Below are 22,097 nucleotides of genomic sequence, written 5' to 3' on the forward strand. Positions count from 1 at the left end.
TTTTTTAGACAAGTCACTCAAATTGAAAAAGGAGGTAAGCAATTACCTCCTTTTTTTTATTCTTCCATTGAATCCAGTCGTTTAAGCCCCATATACTGCTTTATAAGTTAAAGCGGAAGAGAGAAATATATGAACTTGGAACGTTCCGAGCGTATCGAAATCCCCGTGCTACCTCTACGTGATGTAGTGGTTTACCCACACATGGTTATTCCATTGTTTGTTGGTCGTGAAAAATCGATTACTTGCCTAGAGTCGGCAATGGAAGCTAACAAACAAGTACTACTTGTTGCGCAGAAAGAAGCGGACACTGATGAGCCTTCAATTGACGACCTATTTAAAGTAGGTACCGTCGCTACCATTCTTCAGTTACTTAAGCTCCCTGATGGTACAGTTAAAGTACTTGTTGAAGGTCAGCAACGTGCAAAAATTCACCAATTTAAAGAGAGTGAGTTTTTCCTAGCGGATGCCGAATACGTTGTTACCTCAGAACTTGACGAAAAAGAACAAGAAGTGGTTGTTCGCAGTGCGATCAATCAATTCGAAGGCTTTATTAAGCTAAACAAAAAGATTCCACCAGAGGTTCTAACCTCTCTGAATGGGATTGATGAAGCTGCTCGTCTTGCAGATACCATCGCAGCACACATGCCACTTAAACTTGTAGACAAACAGCACGTACTAGAAATTCTAGATGTGACTGAGCGTCTGGAGTTCCTGATGGGCCAAATGGAATCAGAAATTGATATCCTGCAGGTTGAAAAACGCATCCGTGGTCGTGTTAAGAAGCAGATGGAAAAATCTCAGCGTGAGTACTACCTGAATGAGCAAATGAAAGCGATTCAGAAAGAACTTGGCGAGATGGACGACGCTCCTGATGAATTCGAGACTCTGAAGAAGAAGATCGAAGAGTCAAAAATGCCTCAAGAAGCTCGTGAAAAAACCGAGCAAGAACTGCAAAAACTGAAAATGATGTCGCCTATGTCTGCTGAAGCAACAGTAGTACGTAGCTACATCGATTGGATGGTTGGCGTTCCTTGGGCTAAGCGCTCAAAAGTTAAGAAGAATCTAGCGAAAGCGGAAGAGACCTTAAACGAAGATCACTACGGCTTAGAGCGTGTTAAAGAACGTATTCTTGAGTACTTGGCGGTACAGAACCGTATCAATAAGCTGAAAGGTCCAATCCTTTGTCTTGTTGGTCCTCCTGGTGTGGGTAAAACGTCATTAGGTCGCTCTATCGCGGCTGCTACAGGTCGTAAGTACACGCGTATGGCACTAGGTGGCGTTCGTGATGAGGCTGAGATTCGTGGTCACCGTCGTACCTACATTGGTTCTCTTCCGGGTAAATTAATCCAGAAGATGTCTAAAGTTGGTGTTAAGAACCCACTGTTCCTATTGGATGAGATCGATAAGATGTCTTCTGATATGCGTGGCGACCCATCTTCAGCACTTCTTGAAGTACTGGATCCAGAACAAAACAACGCGTTTAACGATCACTACCTAGAAGTAGATTACGATCTGTCAGACGTTATGTTCGTGGCAACATCGAACTCGATGGACATTCCTGGTCCACTATTGGACCGTATGGAAGTGATTCGCCTGTCTGGTTACACAGAAGATGAAAAGCTGAATATTGCTAAGAGCCACCTGCTAGATAAGCAAGTTAAGCGCAACGGTCTAAAACCTCATGAGATTGAGATTGAAGACTCTGCAATCATCGGCATTATTCGTTACTACACGCGTGAAGCGGGTGTACGTAGCCTAGAGCGTGAAATCTCTAAGATCTGTCGTAAAGCAGTGAAGAACATCTTGCTAGACAGCGACCTTAAGTCTGTAACGGTTAACATGGATAACCTGAAAGAGTACTTAGGCGTTCAACGTCACGACTTCGGTAAAGCGGATGAGAGCAACCGTATTGGTCAAGTAACAGGCCTAGCGTGGACTCAAGTTGGTGGTGACTTGCTGACTATCGAAACCGAAGCAATGCCGGGTAAAGGTAAGCTAACGCAAACCGGTTCTCTTGGCGATGTGATGAAAGAGTCGATTCAAGCTGCGATGACGGTCGTTCGTTCTCGTGCAGAAAAACTGGGTATTAACTCAGATTTCTATGAGAAACGCGACATTCACGTTCACGTACCTGAAGGTGCAACACCGAAAGATGGTCCAAGTGCGGGTATCGCAATGTGTACTGCCTTAGTGTCTAGCTTGACGGGTAACCCTGTTAAAGCTGAGGTCGGTATGACAGGTGAAATTACCCTTCGTGGTGAAGTTTTACCTATCGGTGGCTTGAAAGAAAAACTGCTTGCAGCACACCGTGGCGGCATCAAAACGGTACTGATTCCGAAAGACAATGAGCGTGATTTGGAAGAGATTCCAGACAACGTAATCGCTGACTTGAAGGTGATCCCAGTTCAGTGGATTGACGAAGTACTGAAAGTAGCGCTAGAACGAGATCCGTCAGGGGTCGAGTTTGACGTGAAAAAATAGTGATGCATAGCAAAAATAAGTAAAGAATTACGCTGATAGGCCCGAAAAGGCTTGTCAGCGTTTTTTTTGGACGCTAAGTTATTGATCAAAGCGGCAGCCCTTTTGCAATAAGGGTTGCGGCTAAATTAAAACCAAAATGGAACGTACAGTCATCGAGAAGTAGTCACAGATGACACATAGGGGAAAAACAGTGAATAAAACACAACTAGTAGAATCAATCGCAGAAAACGCAGACATCTCTAAAGCTTCAGCTGGTCGCGCTCTAGACGCTTTCATCGAAGCAGTTGGCACAACGCTACAATCAGGTGACCAAGTTGCACTTGTTGGCTTTGGTACTTTCAGTGTTCGTACTCGTGCTGCTCGTACAGGTCGTAACCCAAAAACTGGTGAAGAGATCCAAATCGCAGAAGCTAAAGTACCTGGCTTCAAAGCGGGTAAAGCACTTAAAGACGCATGTAACTAATTTCTACTGCTGAAACCTCGATTTTAAAGAGGGGAAGGCAGTAAAATGCGTTTACTGTTTGAAAAATGATGTTTCATTCTTAAACAGTATATGTGCGAAGCACATTGAACTAATTTAAATTATGCGCATCCTACTGATGCGCATTTCTTTTTCTGATAATATCGCGTGAATAGATTTTTATTTTGAAGCCAATGCTTCATATCCGGAGAGCACTTAAATTATGATGGATCGATTACGCGAAGGCGTGAATAGCATCGCGGTAAAAATTATCCTTGGGTTGATTATCCTGTCATTCGTATTCGCAGGTGTAGGCAGCTACATCACCGGTGGCGGTAACAACGCAGCAGCTAAAGTTGGCAATACAGAAATCGGTCGTGGTGAGTTCGAACAAGCTTACCAAAACGAACGTAATCGCATGCAATCTCAACTTGGCGATTACTTCGCTCAAATGCTTGCAGACCCTGCGTACGTAGAGTCTTTCCGTAAATCAGTACTTGATCGCATGATCAACGACGTTCTACTTGAGCAGCAAGCAGAGTCTCTAGGCCTACGAATCAGCGATTCTCAAATCCGTACAATGATTCTAGAAATGCCTCAGTTCCAAACTGCGGGTCAATTCGACCAAGAAGTTTACCAAGCAGCTCTACGCCGTGCAGGTTTCAGCGCAGAAAGCTTCGCTGAATACATGCGTCGTGACCTAATGCGCAACCAGCTTGTGACAGCACTTCAAGGCAGTGAATTCGTTCTTCAAGGCGAAATCGACACACAAAGCAAGCTAATCGCTCAAACTCGTGACATTCGCACAGTGACTCTTTCTGTTGCTGACCTTGCGAAAGACGTTGAGCTAACTGATGAGCAGATCGAACAGTACTACACTGAAAACCCTCTAGCGTACACTCGTCCAGAGCAAGCTAAAGTGTCTTACATTGAACTTTCTGCTGAAGCACTTAAGTCACAGCTAGAAGTGAGCGACGAAGAAGCACAAAAATACTACCAAGAACACTTAGACAAGTACTCAACGGCAGAGCAACGTAAAGTGAGCCACATTCTTGTTGAAGGCGACGACGAAGCAAAAGCTCAGTCAATCCTAGACGAGCTAAATGCAGGCGCTGACTTTGCTACGTTAGCAGAAGAGAAATCTGACGACTTCGGCAGTGCAGATGTTGGCGGTGACTTAGGTTGGATCGAACGTGATGTGATGGACCCTGCTTTCGAAGACGCAGCTTTCGCTCTTCAGAATGTTGGTGATACAACTGGCCTAGTTAAGTCTGACTTCGGTTACCACATCATCAAGCTAGACGAACTAAAAGCGCCTGAATCTCAGCCATACGCAGAAGTAGCGGCAGAGATTAAGCAAGAACTTCTAGACCAACACGCAGTAGACCAGTTCTACGAAATGCAAACTGAGCTAGAAAAAGTAGCGTTTGAATTCCCAGACTCGCTAGACGATTCTGCAGAAGCTATCAATGCTAAGATCACAACAACTGATTTCATCTCTCAAGCTGATGCTCCAGAAGTTCTGATGACGCCTGCAGTTATGCAAGCTATCTTGAGCCCTGAAGTGAAAGAAGATGGCCTAAACTCTGAAGTTATCGAAGTGGCTCCTGAGCACGTCATTGTTGTACGTGTTGAAGAGACTCGTGACGAGACGGTTCTTCCTCTTGAAGAAGTGAAAGATCAAGTTGTGGCTGCGCTATCTGCTGTAAAAGCGGAAGAGCAAGCTGTTGAGCTAGGTGTTTCTCTAGTCAACGATCTTAAAGCTGGTAACGAAGCAGTACTAGCGGATAACAACCTTGAGTTCACAGAACTTGAGACCATTGACCGCAACTCTCCACTAGCGGCTTCTGTATTTGCTCTAGCTAAGCCAGAAAAAGGCCAAGTGGTATTCGGTCAATCTAAAGACCAAGAAGGCAACATCGTTGTTGTAGAGCTGTCTAAAGTAACAGCTGAAATCAACCCAGCTTACAGCACTCAAATTGGTGCTCAGTTGGAGCGTGTTGGTAACCAGCAAGATCTAACTAACGTATTAAACGTACTACGCAAAAACGCAGACGTTGAATACTACGTAGTAGGTCAAGGTCAGTAATCATCAATTGTCTTGCTAGTTAGCCACAAATCATATTTGTGAGCCAACAAGCAAGCTGATGAAAATAAGATGTATAACAAAGCGGGTTACTTAGGTGACCCGCTTTATTTTTATCTGGCGATTATGTTATCTCTTGCTGCAAACGCATAAGTTACCTTTTTTCACAAAGGAATGGATTATGCGCACTCTATATTCAACACTACTTCTTTCACTTCTGATGTTTTTAAGCCCTACAGCACTCGCAGACAGCCCAACTAAGGCCGAACTTTATGATGGCATTGAGGTTACGGTAAACATTAATACCGCGACCGCAGAAGAGCTATCAGCGTTACTGGTAGGTGTGGGTGATAAGAAAGCCAAAGATATTGTCGACTATAGAACTGAGAACGGAGCGTTTGCTAGTGCTGACGACTTGGTGAGTGTCAAAGGGATTGGTGAAGCAACGGTTGAGAAGAATCGCGAAAGAATACAGCTTTAGTTCGTTTTTTTGCTCATTACCAATGAAATGATAGCTAGGAAGCCGCCTGCCAGTGCACCTGCTAGGTGGGCTTCAATAGCCACTCTCGCGTTAATTAGCTCACCAGTCGTGCTGGAAGGGCCTACAAATTGCTCCCAAGCGATTTTAGCGACTAATCCTGATACCAACAGCCAACTCGATTTCCTGCCGTTTAAAGCCTCTCTGAGCGCGAATAAGCCAAACAATCCATGCAGTGTTCCCGATAAGCCTACATAAATCTGAATGCTTGAAAGCAACAAAGCCAATCCAGTGATTAAACTGATCATAGCTAACGCAGAGATAAGTTGTTTTCGCGTGGGTTGAAACAGATAACTGATGATCCACAAGCCTGCTAGATTCATTAGCAGATGTGAGTAGTTGGTATGTGAAAAGTTTCCTGTTAGGATCCGCCACCATTGTCCATCGACAATCGCACTTTTATCCCAAACGACCCAAGCCTGCACTGGCTCTAGTTGGAATATGACGCATAAAAGTGAAGCGAAAATTAAAACAGGGTACACATTACATCCATGTCTCGTTATTGCCCCCAATGCAGCAAGGCGTTGAAAGCTTGTATTTGTCAGTGGGTTACACCACTAGAGTCGAACGTTGAGCTTATCATTCTTCAGCACCCATCAGAAGAGCATCGTCCGATGGGAACCGCGCGTATCCTCTCGTTATCTTTAAAAAACAGTGTGACGATCGTCGGTGAAGATTTTTCAGACAATGAACAACTGAATGCCATGCTGGCTGATACGCAATATCAGCACGTGATTTTGTACCCAAGTGAACACTCTGCGCCAGTTGAATCTGTAACACGCCCTAATAAAAAGCTACGTGTGATTTTATTGGATGGGACGTGGAAGAAAGCATTCAAGATGTGGCAAGTGTCGAGTAACTTGCATGCGTTGAACACGGTCCACTTACCAAAAGATCTCAAAGGTAATTATCGAATTCGCAAAGCACCCAGTGAAAACAGCCTTTCAACAGTTGAAGCTGGCTATCATTTGCTGAGCCTGTTAGAAGATGGCCGAGATTTCAGTCCGCTGCTAACGGCATTTGACCAAATGATTCAGTTTCAAATCAATCAAATGCCGCCGGGCGTATTTGAGAAAAACTACTTAGCGTAATCTCACCAATATTTGTCTAAATTCGGTGAGTCTAAGTACCGCGATTACGTCTAGAACTCTGTATGTGCTGAAAACAGCTGTTGGTGCATCTTCTGAGCAAGATCGTCGGTCATTGATGAGATGTAATCAGCAATTACGCGCATCTTTCTGGATTCATCTTGATGTTGTAGCCATTGCTTCTTGATTGGCAGGGGCAACAGGCGTTCAGGATCGGCGCTGAAGGCTTCAAACATATCCATGATGATCTGCTGACCTTTGTACTCAATAACTTGAACCTGCGGCACTTGAATCACGAATTCGCTGACGAAGTGTTTCAGCTTGTCGAGGGTGGCATCCATGCTTGGTTCCAATACGGCATTGTAGGCAAGCAGTGCGTTCTCAAAACTTTCTTCAACGGGCTTAATCGAGATACTCGTCAGCAGCGCGTTAACAATCCCACCAATGGCATCTTTTCTGCGGTATTGCTCGCCAGAGAACAACATCTCTGTGATGGAGTCTAGGTGCTCACAGATCCACGGATCAGCCATCTCTTTTAACTGCGGATAAGCCGATTCAATCCACTGTGCTTTAGTCACTGAACCAAGCACGATCGCATCTTCCAAATCATGTACACCGTAGGCGATGTCGTCCGCAAGCTCCATGATGGAGCAGTCGAGTGATTTGTACTTGGTCTTGTTATGTTCTAGTGGCTCTGTATGTAATTTTCTCTTCTGTTTGAGAAGTTGTTGATCGTTAGCTGAGAGCGGCTCAAGTACCCAGTTGAAGAGTGCTTCGTCATGATCGTAGATACCTTTCGCGGGCATCCAGTCTTTGGCACGAAGTTGTCGCTGGTGCTTAACGGGTTCTGGTTGTTCTTTTGCCTTCACTTCACTGAGTAGTGAAGGGTATTTGATTAACCCTAATAGTGTACGTCGAGACAGGTTCATCCCATGATGTTCAGTATAAGGCTCTAGCTGTGTGACAATGCGAAACGTTTGGGCATTGCCTTCAAAGCCACCGTGTTCACGCATCATGTAGTTGAGTGCGACTTCACCACCATGTCCATAAGGTGGGTGGCCGATGTCGTGAGCTAGGCATAAAGAATCAATTAGGCTATCTGAAGGCAGAAGGTCTCGAAACTCAGGTTGCTTTTTCTTGAGCTGCGCAACAATACCAGTGCCAAGCTGCGCTGCTTCTAGCGAATGAGTTAAGCGCGTGCGGTGAAAGTCATTAACCGTGGTGCCGTGCACTTGAGTTTTCGCTTGTAGTCGACGGAAAGCGGCAGAGTGAAGTACGCGTGCTCGGTCTCGTTGATAAGGGCTGCGGTGATCATCACGTCTTATTTTGTGTTCATCGTCATTTCGATGTTGCCACTCTTGTTCGAGTACAAAAGAGGATTCGAGTTGAGAATTCAAAATATCACCTATCAAATTGATTTTATTTAACTAATTACAAGCAACTTATACCCAGCTAGCTTATCTCGTCTAGTGATAATTCAAAGCTTGGGGCAAAGGTGGTGAGAAAGTAGTCCATTTCAGGACTTTTGCGCTGTTCGAGAGTCTCTTCTAGCCGACGTTTGGCTTGTTCATACTCATGGTTGCCTGCACTGAGTTCTTCTAAACATTTGAGATAAGCGCAGATAGTGTCGGCTTGTTTTACGATGTTCTGCTCTTCTTTACTGGCGGTGCCGGAGATTAAGAAAGGCGCGAAGTCGTCTTGAAACTCCTCTGGCAGCATCGAAAGTAGCCTTTGCTCTGCAGCTGCTTCTATCTTCTTATACTCTTGAGCAATATCTGGGTTGTAGTATTTGACGGGTGTAGGCAGATCACCCTTAGTTCGTTTTAGATCAAGCAGCATGTATGTGTGTGTGAGTGAGAAGGGCTCCATAAATAAAGGTTCCATAGGGAGTTTTACCAATATTTGCACAAGACAATAGTTAACAATGTAACATTTGTATGTGGAAAGACAAAAGTTAACACTTTTATTTAACTCAAAATGGGGAGATGCAACTTTTGTACATTGGAGTGTGTGGCTTTAGTTACACAGTATTATGATGAAAATTCAATGACTTTAGTAATTGCCCAGTTTCCTAAAGGACAGCTATAATTTTCAGCTACTACTTAGTTGTTATTTGGTACTGGCTTGCTAACACCCAAGGAATGATTAATTGTTATCAACGGCAGGAATTCACAATGAAAGTTTATGGACAAAAGCAATAGAGGTCGTTGATGGAGAACAAATTGCGGAAACTGGAAGATCTCGATGTTAGGTTCAATGACTATGAGGCAGGGCCAGAACGATACGTACGCGCAACATGGGAGATGCATATGCACCGCCATTACGTGTTACGAGAAAACCTGTCTGAACAGTTCATTCAGAATTTTAACCGGGTTAATTGTTCACTCGGTATATCAGTGGTAACAATTAATCTAGGTATGCACAGGGAGGACTATAAGTGGTCAAAGATATTGAATTCCTCTATTGGAGAGAGTGATCACCCCGTGTGGGTCTGGTTCTATGATGTCGATGTTCTGCGAGATTCAGCCTATGCAGGGTGGCTGCGTACTCGGCTAACTGTTCGGCGCATAGAGAACTTGCGTGTCGTTTTCGTTGTTGAAACACTTGATGATTTTCGGTCGGTGTTTTGCGATAGCAGGGAGCCGTTCTACCAGTCAACGATGTTACTCCAGACGGATTAATCATGTGAATTAAAAATGCCCCTTTATCAGCTTTGTTGAACAAATTCGTACTTTCAATTAATTGTAATTTCGACAAATTTCCCTCATGTTACGTTGTTAATATTTATGCGTTGATAATGAGATTTCAGACAAGGGCTGCTAGGTAACTTCGGGGACAAAAGCGCCTTATAACCACACCGCTGAACAAGTTTTTATTCATTCCCGTTTAGAAGATAACTAGCTAAATAGAGATACTTAGCTAGTTAGTGATTAAAGGAGTATTGATAGATTAAGCCGGAACAGTACCATCGAGATTTAACCCAAGCTTTTTCCTATTTGCCAAAATTTTATCAACTGAATTTTTTAGTGGAGTTGAGCCGTCGTTTATATTCTGAACTGAACGTACCATTCCAATCGCTTGTGACATAGCTGCTAGCCTATCTTCTCCGGGAATATCCTGTGAAACTTCTAGTACGAGTTCAGTTTCACTAATATTATAGCGTTTCATCCTGTCTACAGCGCGTAGTTCACATTCTGCGCGATAATGTCTACCTACAGCCATTTCTAGTTTCCTCATAAGACACAGTTGGATTTATAAAACTTCAAAGCGGCGTCTCTTATCACTCTGAAAGTTCATTTTTGAATTTGGATATTCATCTTTTCGTCAGATTTAATATATGATGAACCAATAAGTATCGCTAGGTACGCAACGGGCACCCCAAGCAATGCTTGATGAATTGATTTGTTTCTGGTTTGTATTTTAGGAAGAGCAGCTATGCCACGAATACCCCCACACGAAAAAAATATGACTGACTTCATCGACGAGCGATTGACATCTGAGATAGTTGTTTGGCAGGCCGTGAAAAATGGATGGTATGAAAAAATTAAGGCACTAAAAGAATCCTTTGACTCGATATTTGATATGCTGAAGAAAAATAGCGAACTGCCCTTTGAAGCAGGAGATGAGTTACGCTTTAGAGAAGCTTTATTTGATTTGATAGCTATACGCCACTGTGGAAGTGTTTATGAGTACAAGGGGTATTTGCGTAGTTTTTTTCAAAAGTATCCAAAGGAGCATGAAGCGACTATAAATTATATTTGGGAAATGACTCGTGACGAGAGAGGTGTCCTGCCAGCACTTAGCCTATCTTGGAGTACCATATTGAACAAAGGGGAAAGTTATCCCCATGAAACTCTCAAAATTTATGTAGACTTTCTTTGGAATCGAATGATTTCAGACGCAAATTTCTCTCCAAATTTATCGCCTAGTATGAGTGAAGAACAGAAACAATACTGGAATAGCAATGAGTCTTTACTGAATGAAGAGATAGAACCAGATAAAGCTCAGATGGCGATTGATGACTGGAACTCCATGACCGAAAAAAACTTAGCACTCGGTTCATGTATAGAAGGTTTCTATTACGATGGTGATGAATCGTTATCAGTGATTGAAGGACATACAATGCAAGGTTTCCACCTTGTCGCTTTACCAAAAGAAATTGACGAAGCTATGTTTGATGCCACTATGGAGTATATAAAGTCATATCTATTCAAGAAACAAATGCCGATAAAAACCCTAAAAGATATATACACATACTACCTGCCTATCAACATACGTTCTGAGACTTATAAAAGACAAGTTATAAAAAATAAAAGCATGATATCAATGTTATTCGTAGGTTTGTTTTGTGACAGGCTTTATGAGACTAAAGAAGTTATGTGGAAGAGAAGAGAATCAGGTAAGAAACAGGTTGAAACCTTGTATGACGCAGCAGAGTGTGTAGCAGAGTTTTTCACAAATATAGGCTTTAAGTATCAAGCGGAATCAGTGATTAATGCGAGAAAGAAACTCCTAAGGATACTAAACGAACTAGATGTAAATTATTACTAAGATATCAGTCATGACTTTGCCAAAATGCTGGATAGTACACTCTGGGACAAAAGCGATTTGAGTCATCAAGCGAGTTAGTTTTCAATTTCTTTTGTTTATATTTGCAAATAGTGACGAGATCTTAAAAGCTATCGATAGCTGAATCGATATGTTGGTTGTAATCCTCATAAATATCAATTTCATATAAATGAGATAAGATTCACTAATCTGATATCTAGACAAAACTTTAAGCCCCCTTATCTTGAATATGGTTTTTGTTACCCCGTATATTCCATTGTGAGACTGATGACACACTATATGTTGTGTTTTTCGGTCGTAATACCTTGCGAAGGTTACATTAATACTCATTTGAACAGAGAGGTAAACAATTGGCTAGATGCACAGCACCATCAAGAGGACATCGTTCAGCGGCCGCCGCAGCTAATTGCCCGGCATGTGGTGGACGCTATAGTCGTTATGGAAGTGGAGGTTACAGTTCATACTCAACCTCATCTTAGTCTCCATCTCGCATTAGTAGTAGCGAAACAAGTAGCAGTAAAAAGCCAAGTTGGTCTAAATCAGGCTCTTCTGTATCTTATACATCCGCTCAAATTCAGTCTCTTACACCGATACGCGAAACTGTCGAGACTCGTGCAGCACAACAACCAGATCTTCGAGATGTATTCTTGTGCCATGCATGGGGCGACCGTAAAGACGCAGCTAAAGAATTGCATGATTTACTTGAAGCAGCAGGTGTTAAAGTTTGGTTTAGCGAAAAGGATCTTGGACTTGGTGTGCCGATGATGCGCGCTATCGATAAGGGATTGGCCAACTCTCGAATAGGACTTGTATTGGTGACTCCAGCGATGTTGGAGCGGCTTCCAAAAGAGAGTGTCGCCGACAAAGAACTTTCAACACTATTAGCTGGCAACCAACTTATTCCAATTGTACATAACACATCTTATGAAGCCCTACGAAATGTCAGCCCCATGCTAGCATCCAGAACAGGTTTGGATACTTCTGAGGATTCAATGGAAGTTGTAGCAGAGAAAATTGCCGAGTTGGTAGATATCTAATTCGTAGGTTGAATACTGCCCAAAGAATCGCGCTCCTTCGGTGGGTAATCAATAGTCGTCTCTTGGCTGCGATATCTCGAATAACATAGTTATTAGGGACAAAAGTGCCTTAGCTCTATTGATACAAACGTTTGAAAAACGAACTTAGTCACATTTCACATGTGTGCTTAATTGTATATTTGTTTTAGTTCGGGTCTAGCGCCTGAGTGTACAGCGAAGTCTAATTAAATATATGGAGAGCAATGATGGCTACAACAGGAGAAAAACCGGGTAAAGGTAGTTATACCTGTAAGAAATGCGGTCAACAAGTCGACTTAGATGATCATGATGATACTTTACCACCATGCCCGAAGTGTGCTCACACTGAGTATTACAAAGGATAACTTCTTATTAATTGAAAGCCTGTCTCAATCAGTAACGTATAATAATGTTTGACTCTGATTGGGACAGAGTGTCTTAGTCTGTGTATTTCGATGCTTGCGAGCACCTGTTTCTAGCGCTCAGGGACAGAAGCGCCTTACTCCAACAACTTTAAGCGTTTCATACCCATATCATTTTCTTTCCGTTGACTTTAGTCACAAAAATTGAATGGCTACTGAGGCTTTGCTCTTCTAAACTTTATGCATATGGAAAAAGAGAGGTGCCGGAAGGTGAATAAGACAAGCGTATTTGTATGGATAGCATTAATTGTCTGGCTATTTATGGTTGCTTGCTTTTTTGATTATATTGAAAAAGAAAGCTCTATACCTGTTATCCATGAATTCCATCTGGAGGACTCAAGTGAATAATGAACACTCACCAATGTTCAACGTTATGGAAACTTTAATTGCGTTAGCATTGGGCATAACTCTCAGTTTATTCTTTTCATTTAAAACTCAAAACTCTCTTCTAGAGGCTATTGAAAGCTCGCACGTTGCCCATTCAGCAAGCCTTGTCCATATGAGAAGCTATGTTCATCTAACTCAGCCAGAAGACGTTGACTACAAGATAAATAAACTACTTTCTGAAGTACAAGAGCTAACTTACGAGTTAAACACTTTAAAGGAAGCTAGCAATGACGTTAACGTTAGATTTCCTCAAATGCTTTGGTTAGGCAATTCACTTCCTTCTGTAGTTGATGAGTATGTAAAAACTGCTGATAGACAATTGGCATTACTTGAGAAAATACTTAAAGCAAAACAACAAACTGTATCAGAATCTTTATTAAACGAATTAGAGAAACAAGTTTTTTCAGAAGAGATGGATGAAGCAGCGGAACATGTTCACGAACGTTTGATGGACAACATATTCTTAACCAGCGAAGCAACCGTTTATACCTTGATACTATTGATTATTTTAGTCTTCTCTGTCGTGTTCCTTTACCTTAACCACTACATTATAGAATTGAAAAAAACCAAGTTAGCGTTACAAGGGGCTGTAAATAAGGCGGAGGAAGCCAGCTTAGCTAAGTCTATGTTTTTAGCAACAATGAGTCATGAGATAAGAACCCCAATGAATGGTGTTATAGGAATGACGCAGTTACTCATCTCTGACAATAAAGATTCAACTATTCAGACACACTTAGACACGCTTTTAGAGTCAGGTGAACACCTAATGGCAGTCATAAACGAAATTCTTGATTTTTCAAATCTAGAACAAGGAAATCTAGTTTTTGTTGAGGAAGAGTTCGAACTAAACAAGCTATTGATACCAATAAAAAACTCTTTTTATCCGCTGTCTTCTGACAAAAACCTTCAGCTTATATTCGATACCAGTAGTTTGCCTGAAGATCTTGTTTTAGTCGGAGATAAAGCTCGTATACGTCAAATTATTTACAACTTGGTGGGGAATGCCATTAAGTTTACCTCTGATGGGCAGGTTAAAGTTATTTTAAAATATGACAATGAAAAAAGTGAGCTTTTTATTCAAGTCTCTGATACTGGAGTTGGTATACCATCACATCGTTTAAACGGTATTTTTAATGCGTTCGAACAAGCGGATGTTAGAACGATGCACGAATTTGGAGGTACAGGGTTAGGTTTATCCATAGTAAAAAAATTATGTTTATCAATGGGTGGGGATATTACAGTCACAAGTGAGTTAGGTTCAGGAAGTTGCTTTGTAGCAAAAGTGACAAGCCCAAGAGGAGCCACCTTCCAAGATAAAAGAAAGATCTCAAACGAAGAAGACTTTTCCGGTAAGTCAGTCCTTATCGTTGAGGATAACCGGATTAATCAACTTGTTGCTAAACGCTTGTGTGAAAAGCTAGGGCTTACTACTTCTATTGTATCTAACGGTAAAGAAGCTGCTGAAAGAGTACGCCAATGTTCTTTTGACGTAATCTTGATGGATCATCAAATGCCACATATGGGAGGCATAGAAGCGACAGAATTAATACGAAATGAGTATGCTTATCAAGGGGTTATTCTTGGTTGTACCGCTGATGTTACCAAAGAAACAGCGATAGCATTCGTTGATGCTGGTGCCAATGGTGTAATAACAAAGCCCTTACAATTAAACTCTTTGGGAGAGTCAATAGCACACAGCGTAACTCTGGTTTGTAATGTAAATCATGCCCATAATATTGCGTTGGAATAGAAGCTAGTTCATTTGATACCCAAGCTAGTGTTAATTCGTCTGGAATCGAGACCCGCTTTGGGACAAAAGCGACTTAGTGATAGTCCTACATTAGTGCCATCTATCTCGAATCTAAACTAGGTTCTTAATTTTTCTTTTAACTGTATCTTGAACAACAAGTCCATTTTGACAATGGGCTAACAACGATTGGACATCAATTGCTAGCTCGGAAAGCGCTAAATATCTAGCTCTAAATAGTTTGCCACGTAACTTTTTGAGGACGACTTCATTAAGAAGAGAAAACCGCTCTTTGTCGTTCAATGATTTCATCAATATCCATCTTTTTACAACCTATATGGAATTGCGTTAGTTCTCCGATTGCTAAGCCTGATAGAGCAACAGCTAAATTTAGAAAGGGCTTACTATACTCTGCTGATCTGAGATTTGTTAAGGTATCGTCACTGTATTGAGCTGAGATTGATTGAATACCATTGTGAGTATAGTCATTCTGTTCAACGACAAGAGGGGAAAGCTTGGTTGAGAGGAATGCAGTGCTTTTGAAGGTTGGTATTGCATCTTCAACCAGTTCAATTAGTTTATTAATACGCTTCGGGAAGTGCATTGAACTATCGTGTTTTATCTCTTGCTCATCAACACAGTATGCTACCCACATTGCCCTCAGGTAAGCTTCAGTTGCGGGTCTAGCTAAAGCTGCCATTGATGATGGTAGATACTCTTTCTCTAATACACAGATAGAAATACAATGCTCAATCGCTATATTAAAAAGAGGCACAGCTACGTTAGCTCGTTTGCTTGAACCGAACTCGAACTTGTTTAGTTCTCTATGAATCGCTTGAAAATATTGAAGTATTTCTTTGGATATTTCTTTTTGTGGCTCTTGGGTCATTTAAAATCAGCCTTACTGGGAACAAAGTGATAGGGTTATGTCTGGATTTTTGCCTTTAGAAAGTTTGTCATACTACCCCTAACTTAGCGTTAACAGGCAAAGTAACCTGCATCAATAAAATTATGCACCTTACTGCGCGATTTGGGCTAACCAGATTCTCTATGTTTGGGACAAAAGCGACCTAAGTTTTCCGTTATTTTGATAACTCGTTATCAAAATATGGGCCATAAGACAACATGCCGCGTAGGACTTCTCGCTCAATGAGTATCATCATATTGTAACCTAACAACATAGCAGCCTCTGTCCTCAACTCTTCACAAGCAAGTTGCGCGCTAAGGTTCTTTGAGTTTTTTAACCCTTCAAGATTTGAAAAATATATAGTAGCTGCTGAAAAAAAGCGTTGATTGACAGGCATACCTAAATAGGACACTACATCTTCTGGGGTGCCATTCTTGATGGTGGATAGTAAGCCATCCAAAACAGTTTGATTCTCCATATTTTTTTCTTGAGAAATTTCTGCCATGTACTTCAATGCTTTTTCACCACCTTCTAGGCTTCGATCTATAAACCACGCTATTTGATTGTGTCGATCAACCTGATTTTGTCGATACAATTGAAGACCTAAGAGCATAAATGTAAATAAAGATAGGATTGGAGTGTAAAGCCCTCCAATAGCACTGCCCATTTGACCCCAGTCATCATTGCTTTCCCAGATGCCAAAACCGAAGGTATAAATATAAAATGCAATAGGGCTAACTAATGTCCCCCAAAAAATCACAAGAATAGCTATGTGTTGCCAATTAAGTTTCATTTATTTTCCAAATATATCCGGCTAGCCAGTGGCATTGATATTAATCGAGTTAAATTAGAAGCTTTTTGGGACAAAAGCGAGATCGCAGATCTTTAATCACTTGAAGCTATATTAAACAAGTCTTTGTAACGCTCATCGAAATCGTCGTTATGGTTAAGACCTAGAATGCATGCCATCCGTGCAATATTGACGCCCTGTTCAATCGTGATACCACCTTCAACTAAACGACTTTCAATGTATTGATATACATGTTCGCTTACATCAACATTCAACATTTTATCGGCGGATTCAATCATATTGATAGTGGTGCTTTGACTCATCTTCGGCAAAGCTCCTAAACTGACTCTAAAACCAAATCATTCTCAATGAAAATTTGATAACGATTCTTTCGTATATTGGCATACTTGATTTTTGAACCTTGACCAGTCAACTTGATGATACTTTCCAATAGTTTTCGGTCATGGTCGGACATCTTAGAGCCAATGATCACTTCTCGAAGAGCATTGGCGTGATTGTACTTTAGTTCGCCATCCCCAGTTTTAATGAATCGATATTCCTTTTCATTTGCATAGCTGTCAGGTTTGTTCATATATGCTGAGTTAACTAGTCTTCCAAAATTGTCACGTTTGAAGTTTTTCCCCGGAACTTCTTCTAGTCCCCAATCTTCAGTAATTAGATTATCGCCTATGAGAATGTTCGAAATAGGCTGATAGGCTATACAATCATGGACTAAAGTCTTATCGTTGAATTCTTCAACAAGTCTCTGCTTATCAAAAACCATACAGAAGCCTCTCAGCCCATCAGCATAATAAGACCAATGGAATAAGGAGTCGGATAGCTCGTATGGACGTTCCATATCGACTGCCATAGATAGGGCTGCAATGTTTTTGAAGTGCTCTAAGTCGGGACAGTATTTATCGTCCCGATTTGGGAGTTCTAATTTAAAGAGCGATTCTGTAGGATCGTTCAAGTTGGCGGGTTTCGCAAAATAAAGGGATGTATCCAGCAAGTTTGCTACCGAGTATTTGTCAACTCTTTGAAATTTATATAAATACAATTTTGAATCCTTCCCTTAGGTCTCACAACTCTCCGAAATCCTTAGCGCGTCTTCAATCTCGACGCCAAGGTATTCAATCGTGCTTTCTAACTTAGCATGACCAAGAAGTAATTGAATAGCCCTAAGATTCTTGGTTTTAGCATAGATCAAAGAAGCTTTGGTACGGCGTAAGGAATGAGTGCCATATTGGGATTTATCGAGTCCTATATCAGTAACCCAACGATTAACCATTGTGGTGTAGTAATGGTAAGAAATTGGTTGACCTTCACGCCGTGGACTTGGAAACAGATAGTCTGTTGGTGTCAGCGAGTTTTGAATGATCCACTGTGACAAGGTTTGTTGCGTCTTGGGTGTAATTTCGAAGTGTACTTCCTGCTGGGTCTTCTGCTGTTTGACGATTGTTCTCGACATCACCCAGATACCGATAAAGGTGCAATCAAGATTGTGATGACTGGCTCTGCATCAGACAAAGAAAAGATGCAGCCTCACATCCACGATAAGAAAACCAAAAAGCTATTCGAGAAACGCTACAAAGATACTGACGATGAGCTTCAACTCGTCATCGTTCGAGACATGTGGTTAACAGGATTTGATGCGCCTTGTTGTCATACCATGTATATCGACAAACCAATGAAAGGGCATAACCTGATGCAGGCGATTGCTCGTGTTAACCGAGTATTTAAAGATAAACCCGGTGGTTTGGTTGTCGATTATATTGGTATCGCTAATGAACTTAAAAATGCGCTAAAAACCTATACCAACAGCCAAGGTAAAGGGCAACCAACCGTCGATACGGCAGAAGCGTTTTCAGTATTGATGGAAAAAGTTGATATCATCAGAGGGATGTTCGCAACACCCGTTGATACAAAGGTATTCAATTACAGTCCAGACTTTGAAACGGATGCATTACGCTTGTTACCGGGAGCAGTAAACCATTTGTCAGGATTGTCTCATACTGATGCTAATGGCAAACAAGTTAGAGATGGTAAGAGACGTTTTCTTGATGTAATGGCAGCGTTAACTAAGGCGTATTCTCTATGTAATACCATGGATGAAACTCAAGGTTATAAGAACGAAATTGCTTTTTACTCTGCGATTAAGACGGCTTTTATCAAGCATTCAACTGTAGACAAAAAGCGCACTGATGAAGAGCGCAATACAGCGTTAAAGCAAATTCTAAATAATGCAGTTATAGCTGATGGCGTTGATGATATTTTCTCTATGGTTGGTCTGGATAAGCCAAACATTGGGCTTCTGTCTGAAGAGTTCTTAGAAGATGTAAAGAACATGAAAGAGAAGAATCTCGCGGTAGAGCTGTTAGAAAAGCTACTTCGTGATGAGGTTAAATCTCGCATGAAGAACGACGTCGTTCAGGAGAAGAAATACACTGAACGTATTATGTCGACGCTTCAAAAGTATCATAACCGCAGCATTGAAACGGCTCAAGTTATCGAAGAGTTGATTCAATGGGCGAAAGAGATGCAAGAAGATGGAGAGTTACTAGATAAGCTCAACCTTTCTGTTGACGAAATCGCTTTCTATCGCGCATTGGTCGACAACGAATCTTCGGTTAGAGAACTTGGTGATGACAACTTACGTAAGCTTGCTATTGAATTGACTCATCAACTGCGCCAGTCAGCCACGGTTGATTGGCAAAAAAGAGATAGTGTTCGTGCTCGCATGCGCAATCTTGTTCGTCGACTACTACGTAGATGGAAATACCCGCCTGATGCAGCAGAAGAAGCAATTAAGCTTGTGCTGGAGCAGGCTGAGGTGTTGGCTGATGGGTGGTATGCAGCTTAGATAAAGTAAAGGCAAGTGTAATACCTTGCCTTTATTAGTTGTTTTTAACTTAGCCCTGAAAAGGGCAAATCATGCAAACAACGGAGCGTTATGGTGAAAAAGCCCTAGCCCCCATCTTCACTAAGCCTATCACACCTTTTCTGCACATCAGATTTTAGCTATCAACTTCAGCATTTCGTTGTTGCAAAATTCGTTTCGGTGTAGGCCCTTTTGATAAGCAAGGCACGGTAAATGCCTCATTAATATTGCCAACAGATGTTTGAGGAATATTGTTGCCTTCCTTGTCTTTCTTAAACTTTTTCACTCGACGCACTGCTATCTTATTGTTTGTTATTGATAAGCAAAGATATTGATTCCAACCTTTAAAAATTGCGGATAACTTACATAAAAGCGAATACGACGATGATTCATGAACAATCGTTTGTAAGTAGTTACGCACTTGAAATTCGATGTCTTCTTCGGACTCTAATCCTAAGGATGAAATTACACGTGTTAAATAAACCTCAGGAGTAATTGATAGGTCTTGAAATTGGCTATCTTCTAAATTCTTTTTGATTAGGTAGTGCGCAAAAGCATAAATTGCCTCCGATGCTTGGCTTTCTAAGCGGTGACGCTTTACTATCTTTGCGACAAAGTCGACAGATAGTGCAAGCTCTTGGTTATCTTCAACATAAGCAAGAATCTCAGCAGGCTGAAAGGATGTCCCTTGCGTGCCACGGAATGCGAATGGGTTTTTCGTCATTTCAAATGCTTTAGCTAGCATAGCAACACGAGATAGCACATTTGCACTTACTGTCACACCTGCCATTTCAAGAACTTGAGCTCTTGAGCGCATATTACCAACATCAATGTGAGCAAAAGAAAGATCATCTATCACGTTATAAGTAATCGGAGCAATAAACCCAACTCCAGCTTCACAAGCGGCTTCTAGTCTGTGGTGACCATTTAAAATTTCCCCATCCGCAGAAATGATGATTGGTTCACCAGTCAGGCACCACTGTCTTTTTTTCATGGCTTCAGCGTATTTTTTTACTTTGGTGCGGCTTAGCTTTCTGTTTTTGTTCTCTCTGTTAACTGCGCCTCGGCTAGAGAAGCGTAACATATCCCTCGCTAGTTCAGGGCTTATAAAAATAGTTACGTGCTTTAACGTTGTTTTTACTGCACGTATACCCGAGTAATACTTTGCTTTGGCCTTAAAAATATCTTCAACATTTTCTGACGACAAAAGTTCAGTCGCTGTTGCCAGAAGACTCTTGGAGCTTGCAAGATAACTATTGCTCTCTGTTTCCTCATAACGATCAACAAGCTTATTTACTATGGACTCTTGCAAAGACTCACTACCAAACTCTTCGGCTTGAAATTCGATATTTGTTTGTTTGCACATATTTAACTCCTCGAAAAACTTACGGCGCAATCTAGCTTCTTATTTTGAATGTATCATTGATCAGACGCGTCGTCTGATCAATGATTATTTTTATTTTAAACTACAAGATACATTCAGTAAGTGAGATTTTTTTATTGTCTAAAGTTAAGTTAAAGGGGAGAGTTGTTTCCCATGGGCGGCGGCCAACGAAGGCGCTTGTAACTTTCATTCCTGTTGTTGAATTAAGTAGTTACGTTGAAACGAGTAAGCCTCACCAAGCACTACAGATGTTGTTTAGTGCTGCTCAAAATCCCATCAATAAGAAAAAGACACTCACTCTTCAGAATGATATAAAAAATGAAGTTATTTCTGGTGAATTGGGTGTTCCATTATCATTGACAGTGGTTGTTAGTGGTGACAGTGAAGTGCACGAGAATAAAATGTCCACAGAGATTGAATTCGAAAGAACCACAGCATTCGTAGTTGGCAACTTATTGACATACAACGCAATCCTAAACTTAACGGGTTTGAAGGCCCCGCTATTTTCATCTAGGGTTAGCGCAAGTGATTTGCAAAGAAATAGTGTTTTTCGACAATTACTAGTAACTCAAGAGCTAATGTTAACCATTGTTTTTAGAGAAAAAGGTTTTAATGAAGATGAAGTGAGGTCGTTGTTTTTTAAACATAATAGGCGAGGGTCTGAGATCCACTTGACTCAATTCGCAAATAAAGACTCATTTCCTTTGCAAAAAATTGTGTCTCAATTAAGTGAAAACCTGACCTTAGATGATCTTGGAGGTGTATCTAATCAGACGAAGCATGTACGAGCTTCAGATAAACACATAACGACGGAATATATTTTGTTCAAAGTGCTAGTAGGCTCGGTATGTGGTGAGAAAGTTCAGGAGCGGGCTAAGATGTCAGATGACATTGCTTTAAAAGATGATGGTCGCTTTGTTCAGACATATTCAGATACGTACCAGCAGTATGTAGAAACCTTTTTTAAAGCGTGGTTAACCCCAATTCGCGAGAACCACGAGCATGATAGAAAAGGTTTTAGGTTATCAGCTCAAATCTGGCAAGCTTTGTCATTAGTAATTAATGCATTGGTGTTAGAGGGTAAAACACTAGATCAGGTATCAAATGCAGGAGCACAGTTAGGTAAACTCGACTACGGGAAGCGAGCGAAGCATTGGAAGAACTGTGATGTTATGCAGTTAGATTCGAATGGTAGACTTTTTAAAAACGGCGTTAGGTCCACACGTGAATTTAAGTTAGGGTTGAAAGACTATTTTATAAAAGTTCTCACCTCTAAGAACTATAGATAAACCCGTTGTTAAG

General features: G+C 41.3%; 18 protein-coding genes and 3 pseudogenes. 11 read left to right on the forward strand and 10 right to left on the reverse strand.

Annotation, left to right across the window (positions count from 1 at the left end; genetic code table 11):
* The first annotated feature begins 129 nt into the window (after positions 1–129).
* From lon to OH460_RS04525, 4 genes are all read left to right on the forward strand, one after another.
* The gene (lon, locus tag OH460_RS04510) at positions 130–2,481 is read left to right on the forward strand and encodes an endopeptidase La (protein ID WP_269995468.1); all 2,352 of its coding nucleotides are present in this window, start codon (positions 130–132) and stop codon (positions 2,479–2,481) included.
* Positions 2,482–2,650: 169 nt separating this feature from the next.
* Entirely contained in the window at positions 2,651–2,944 is a 294-nt protein-coding gene (locus OH460_RS04515) for an HU family DNA-binding protein (protein WP_012604504.1), read from the forward strand.
* A gap of 220 nt (positions 2,945–3,164) precedes the next feature.
* Positions 3,165–5,030 (forward strand): peptidylprolyl isomerase, encoded by a 1,866-nt coding sequence (gene ppiD / locus OH460_RS04520; protein ID WP_269995469.1) that lies wholly within the window; start codon positions 3,165–3,167, stop codon positions 5,028–5,030.
* A 178-nt stretch (positions 5,031–5,208) separates the two neighbouring features.
* Entirely contained in the window at positions 5,209–5,508 is a 300-nt protein-coding gene (locus OH460_RS04525) for a ComEA family DNA-binding protein (RefSeq protein ID WP_171762662.1), read from the forward strand.
* On the opposite strand, the gene rrtA is transcribed toward OH460_RS04525, so the two are convergent.
* On the reverse strand, positions 5,505–6,047 hold the full coding sequence (gene rrtA / locus OH460_RS04530; protein WP_269995472.1) for a rhombosortase: 543 nt from the start codon (positions 6,045–6,047) through the stop codon (positions 5,505–5,507). The genes OH460_RS04525 and rrtA overlap by 4 nt on opposite strands.
* 9 nt (positions 6,048–6,056) lie before the next feature.
* Here rrtA and OH460_RS04535 point away from each other — a divergent pair, with 9 nt between their 5' ends.
* Positions 6,057–6,656 carry a tRNA-uridine aminocarboxypropyltransferase gene (locus tag OH460_RS04535; RefSeq protein WP_061033657.1) on the forward strand — a complete coding sequence of 200 codons (600 nt, stop codon included), beginning with the start codon at positions 6,057–6,059 and terminating at the stop codon, positions 6,654–6,656.
* A 50-nt stretch (positions 6,657–6,706) separates the two neighbouring features.
* Here OH460_RS04535 and OH460_RS04540 read toward each other — a convergent pair whose 3' ends face one another.
* The 3 genes and pseudogenes from OH460_RS04540 to OH460_RS04550 all read right to left on the reverse strand — a co-directional run bounded on the left by OH460_RS04540 (position 6,707) and on the right by OH460_RS04550 (position 9,875).
* Positions 6,707–8,050 carry an anti-phage deoxyguanosine triphosphatase gene (locus tag OH460_RS04540; protein WP_269995475.1) on the reverse strand — a complete coding sequence of 448 codons (1,344 nt, stop codon included), beginning with the start codon at positions 8,048–8,050 and terminating at the stop codon, positions 6,707–6,709.
* A 55-nt stretch (positions 8,051–8,105) separates the two neighbouring features.
* Positions 8,106–8,465 (reverse strand): annotated as a pseudogene (gene yfbR, locus OH460_RS04545) (5'-deoxynucleotidase); the annotation flags it as partial.
* A 1,137-nt stretch (positions 8,466–9,602) separates the two neighbouring features.
* Complete coding sequence (locus OH460_RS04550) at positions 9,603–9,875, reverse strand: hypothetical protein (protein WP_269995477.1); 273 nt, start codon at positions 9,873–9,875, stop codon at positions 9,603–9,605.
* A gap of 243 nt (positions 9,876–10,118) precedes the next feature.
* Between OH460_RS04550 and OH460_RS04555 the strand changes: the two genes are divergently transcribed.
* The 4 genes from OH460_RS04555 (at position 10,119) to OH460_RS04570 (ending at position 14,836) form a co-directional block, all read left to right on the forward strand.
* Positions 10,119–11,204: a hypothetical protein gene (locus OH460_RS04555; protein WP_269995479.1), complete on the forward strand. Its 1,086-nt coding sequence runs from the start codon at positions 10,119–10,121 to the stop codon at positions 11,202–11,204.
* Between the two features lie 665 nt (positions 11,205–11,869).
* On the forward strand, positions 11,870–12,259 hold the full coding sequence (locus OH460_RS04560) for a toll/interleukin-1 receptor domain-containing protein (RefSeq protein WP_243654656.1): 390 nt from the start codon (positions 11,870–11,872) through the stop codon (positions 12,257–12,259).
* Positions 12,260–12,501: 242 nt separating this feature from the next.
* Positions 12,502–12,642 (forward strand): zinc ribbon-containing protein, encoded by a 141-nt coding sequence (locus OH460_RS04565; RefSeq protein WP_022570822.1) that lies wholly within the window; start codon positions 12,502–12,504, stop codon positions 12,640–12,642.
* A gap of 418 nt (positions 12,643–13,060) precedes the next feature.
* Complete coding sequence (locus tag OH460_RS04570) at positions 13,061–14,836, forward strand: ATP-binding protein (protein ID WP_269995910.1); 1,776 nt, start codon at positions 13,061–13,063, stop codon at positions 14,834–14,836.
* Between the two features lie 268 nt (positions 14,837–15,104).
* On the opposite strand, the gene OH460_RS04575 is transcribed toward OH460_RS04570, so the two are convergent.
* The 5 genes and pseudogenes from OH460_RS04575 to OH460_RS04595 all read right to left on the reverse strand — a co-directional run.
* The gene (locus OH460_RS04575) at positions 15,105–15,722 is read right to left on the reverse strand and encodes a DUF6988 family protein (RefSeq protein ID WP_269995485.1); all 618 of its coding nucleotides are present in this window, start codon (positions 15,720–15,722) and stop codon (positions 15,105–15,107) included.
* Between the two features lie 193 nt (positions 15,723–15,915).
* Positions 15,916–16,533 (reverse strand): hypothetical protein, encoded by a 618-nt coding sequence (locus tag OH460_RS04580; RefSeq protein ID WP_269995487.1) that lies wholly within the window; start codon positions 16,531–16,533, stop codon positions 15,916–15,918.
* Positions 16,534–16,625: 92 nt separating this feature from the next.
* Positions 16,626–16,853, reverse strand: coding sequence for a hypothetical protein (locus OH460_RS04585; protein ID WP_269995488.1), 228 nt, complete (start codon positions 16,851–16,853; stop codon positions 16,626–16,628).
* Between the two features lie 14 nt (positions 16,854–16,867).
* Entirely contained in the window at positions 16,868–17,590 is a 723-nt protein-coding gene (locus OH460_RS04590) for a DUF2971 domain-containing protein (protein ID WP_269995489.1), read from the reverse strand.
* Between the two features lie 15 nt (positions 17,591–17,605).
* A pseudogene (locus tag OH460_RS04595) lies at positions 17,606–18,004 on the reverse strand (tyrosine-type recombinase/integrase); the annotation flags it as partial.
* Between OH460_RS04595 and OH460_RS04600 the strand changes: the two are divergent.
* Positions 17,999–19,393 (forward strand): annotated as a pseudogene (locus OH460_RS04600) (type I restriction enzyme endonuclease domain-containing protein); the annotation flags it as partial. The pseudogenes OH460_RS04595 and OH460_RS04600 sit on opposite strands and share 6 nt — an antisense overlap.
* 154 nt (positions 19,394–19,547) lie before the next feature.
* Here the strand turns inward: OH460_RS04600 and OH460_RS04605 are convergent.
* Positions 19,548–20,777, reverse strand: coding sequence for a ParB/RepB/Spo0J family partition protein (locus OH460_RS04605; protein WP_269995490.1), 1,230 nt, complete (start codon positions 20,775–20,777; stop codon positions 19,548–19,550).
* Positions 20,778–20,857: 80 nt separating this feature from the next.
* Between OH460_RS04605 and OH460_RS04610 the strand changes: the two genes are divergently transcribed.
* On the forward strand, positions 20,858–22,084 hold the full coding sequence (locus OH460_RS04610) for a hypothetical protein (RefSeq protein WP_269995493.1): 1,227 nt from the start codon (positions 20,858–20,860) through the stop codon (positions 22,082–22,084).
* The last annotated feature ends 13 nt before the right edge of the window (positions 22,085–22,097 follow it).

The sequence above is a fragment of the Vibrio sp. Makdt genome (assembly GCF_027587015.1).
GTDB lineage: Bacteria > Pseudomonadota > Gammaproteobacteria > Enterobacterales > Vibrionaceae > Vibrio > Vibrio chagasii_B.